The organism is Rhodovulum sp. (assembly GCF_011048875.1).
GTDB lineage: Bacteria > Pseudomonadota > Alphaproteobacteria > Rhodobacterales > Rhodobacteraceae > Rhodovulum > Rhodovulum tesquicola.
Genome location: NZ_DSDD01000068.1, coordinates 1 through 2,694 on the forward strand (window position 1 = coordinate 1; position 2,694 = coordinate 2,694).

Annotated in this window: 4 protein-coding genes; all 4 read right to left on the bottom strand. The window is 69.8% G+C overall.

Annotated features, from left to right (window positions below):
* Positions 1–29: 29 nt before the first annotated feature.
* Complete coding sequence (locus ENN83_RS02280; RefSeq protein ID WP_287183593.1) at positions 30–974, bottom strand: PD-(D/E)XK nuclease family protein; 945 nt, start codon at positions 972–974, stop codon at positions 30–32.
* On the bottom strand, positions 974–1,339 hold the full coding sequence (locus ENN83_RS02285) for a hypothetical protein (protein WP_287183596.1): 366 nt from the start codon (positions 1,337–1,339) through the stop codon (positions 974–976). The genes ENN83_RS02280 and ENN83_RS02285 overlap by 1 nt, the downstream gene beginning before the upstream one ends.
* A 67-nt stretch (positions 1,340–1,406) precedes the next feature.
* Entirely contained in the window at positions 1,407–1,913 is a 507-nt protein-coding gene (locus ENN83_RS02290; protein WP_287183598.1) for a DUF669 domain-containing protein, read from the bottom strand.
* A gap of 22 nt (positions 1,914–1,935) precedes the next feature.
* A partial coding sequence (locus tag ENN83_RS02295) for an ATP-binding protein (RefSeq protein WP_287183600.1) occupies positions 1,936–2,694 on the bottom strand: 759 nt, incomplete at its 5' end.

The window sequence follows — 2,694 nt, forward strand, 5'->3', positions numbered from 1 at the left end:
GATCGCGGCCTGCTGGTAGGGGCGCAGGGTCAGCATGCGGCGGCCTCCTCTTTGCGGGCGTCGTTGGTCCAGGCCGAGCCGTCGCGCATGCGATAGGAGACGAAGTCCTCGCCTGCCTCGCTCACCTCGCCGGGGACGAGATCGGGGATGAACAGATGCCGGGGGCAGGCGCTGCGCTGGTCGGCCGGTTCGAGCAACCGGTCGTGGCGCGCGCAGTGCCAGCCTCCTTCGATGGGCGTGGAATGCAGGCAGGACCGGCAGGTGACGGCCGCGGCCTCCTCGCCGTGGCAGAGCCCATGGTGGTCGCAGAACCGGCACTCGAACCAGGCGGGATCCGCGCTGATCCGCTCGGGCGGATGCTGGGCGAAGATGATCCGCCGCGCCTTTTCCAGCAGGCGCTCGCCCGTCTCGGGGTCGGCCGGGACACGTTCGATGTGCAGCGCGTCGGTGTCCTTGCAGACCGCGACGTAGAGCGCCCGCGTGATGCCCGTCAGGTGCATGTACACCTGCATCTGCGCGGCGTGCTGGGGCTTGGCGAGCACGACGCCCTCGCCGACGAGCTCGGCGAAGCTCTTCGCGGAATGCGTCTTGAACTCGACAACGTGCCAGGTCTTCGGCGCCTCGAGCAGCCCGAGGGCGACCGCGTCGAGCGAGCCGCCGAAATGCCCGCCATGCGCCTCGACGCGGAACTGCCGCCCGGTCTCGGGATCGACCTCCAGCACCGTGGCGCCGGTCGCTCGCAGGTCGCGGACTAGCCGGGCCTCTTCCAGCTGGCCGGTCTCGAACAGCCGCAGGATGCGGCCGGTGTGCCGCGCGGGCGTCGCCCAGCGGAAGTCGTACCAGAGCGCGCGGGCGCAGGACTTGCCGATCAGCGAGGCGCCGAGGTGGTCGCGGAAGCCGTCGCCCTGCCGCGCCTCGTAGGAGGCGTAGATGGCGGACAGGGTCGGCGTCGGGGGTTCGGGAAGCCCGGCCATCAGCAGGCCTCCTCCCGCTGGAGCCGCGCCCGCGCCTCAGCCAGCACAGCGGCCCAGGCGGCGCTGTCATGGCGTTCGCGCAGGACGGCGATGATCATGTCCTTCAGGCGCGCGCGCCGGCGGCGGCCGCTCTGACGGGCGACGATCTCGGCGCGCTCGCGGTTGAGGTGCCGCAGCGCCGTGCGCGCGCGGTGAAACCAGTCGGAGTCGATCGGCTTCGCCGTCCGCTGCCGCGTCAGATCGGCGGTCGCGATCTGCGTGCGGATCTTCGCGATGGCGTCCTCGATCTCGATCAGGCGCCGGGTGTCGTCGGGCAAGCCGGGGGCGTTCGCGGCCGCGCAGGCCGCGTCGGTGGTATTCGTCATGGTCAGTCTCTCGGGTCTGGCGATGTCCGGGCCGCCGCGCGCTATCCGCCCGCGACGGCCGAGGGCGTCAGCTCTTGCGGTTCCAGGGTGCGGTGGCCGGACGGGCGGGCGCCGACTGCGCGGGCGCGTTGGCCGGCTGCGTGGCGGCGGGCTTGGGCGGGGTCGCCTGCGCCGGGGCCTCCGGCACCAGGTAGCGGATCGTGTTGCGCTCGCCGTAGCCGTCCTTCGGGGGCTTCACGCCGACCTGGATCGTCATCGGGATCAGGTGCAACTCCTCGCTGTCGTTCACCTGCAGCTTGCCCGTGGCGTGGCAGATCGCCGACAGCGTGCGCTGCGCAATCTCGACCGTGGTCGGGTTGGCGTTCACCAGGTTCAGCTGGTCAAAGACCTTTCGGCCCTGCTGCGGCCCCTCGAGGATGTCGAGCATCAGCCAGAGATACTTCCCCATCCCGTTCTTCGTGACGCGCATCTCGCTCTCGACGATCTGGGCGCGATACTTGCCCGCGGGCAGGATCTCGTAGGCGGTGGTGGGCTCGATGCCGGCGGCGTCAAAGGCGGTGTCGAAACGTGCCATCGTGCTGTCCTTTCAGTCGTAATCAGGCGGATTGGGGCATGGCGGCCAGGAACTCCGACCACTCGAGCGGCAGGGTTTCCGGCAGGCCGTAGCGGTTCTTGGCGAGGAAGGCGGGGCGCTCCTCGGTGTGCATCACGCGCGCACCGGACCCGAGCGCCCGGGTCACTTTCTTGTTGAAGCCGACGTCGGACTTGCTGACAGAGATCCGGTAGTTGGCGAAGAGCACCACGTCCGAGTGCTCCTGCAACAGCGCGGAGGCGCGAGCCTGCAGCTTGATCACGTACCGGTCGTAGGGTTCGTGCTCGGGGCTGTCGAAGCGCTTGATGTCGGTGTGTGCGATCTGGATGACCGCCATGCCCTTCCGGTCGCGGAGCGCGTTCAGCCTGTCGATGTATTCGCGCCAGATGGTCAGCGCCTCGGCGTAGCCCTTGCCGAAGCCGGGGCTTTCGATCGACTGCCAGCCGTTGCGACGGCAGGCCTCGGCCCAGATCAGCGGCTCCAGCCAGTCCACGCTGTCGACCACCACCGTGGAATAGGGGTGGTCCTCGTCGAGCAGGGCGTCGAGCGCCTCGGCGACCTCCGCGTAGCTCCCCGCCAGCGGGAAATGCGGCACCTGCAGCTTGCCGAGACCGTCCTCGGTGAGGACGAACACGGGCGCGTCAGCGGATGCGGCGAAGGTGGATTTACCGATGCCGGCGACGCCGTGGATGAGCACGCGCGGCGGACGCAGCACCGTCGAGGTTTGCAGGGATGCGAGCGAAATGGCCATCAGCGCGCCTCC

Excerpts from the sequence above, each read along its gene's own strand:
- ENN83_RS02285 (WP_287183596.1), bottom strand. The coding sequence starts at position 1,339 with ATGACGAATACCACCGACGCGGCCTGCGCGGCCGCGAACGCCCCCGGC.
- ENN83_RS02290 (WP_287183598.1), bottom strand. The coding sequence starts at position 1,913 with ATGGCACGTTTCGACACCGCCTTTGACGCCGCCGGCATCGAGCCCACC.
- ENN83_RS02280 (WP_287183593.1), bottom strand. The coding sequence starts at position 974 with ATGGCCGGGCTTCCCGAACCCCCGACGCCGACCCTGTCCGCCATCTAC.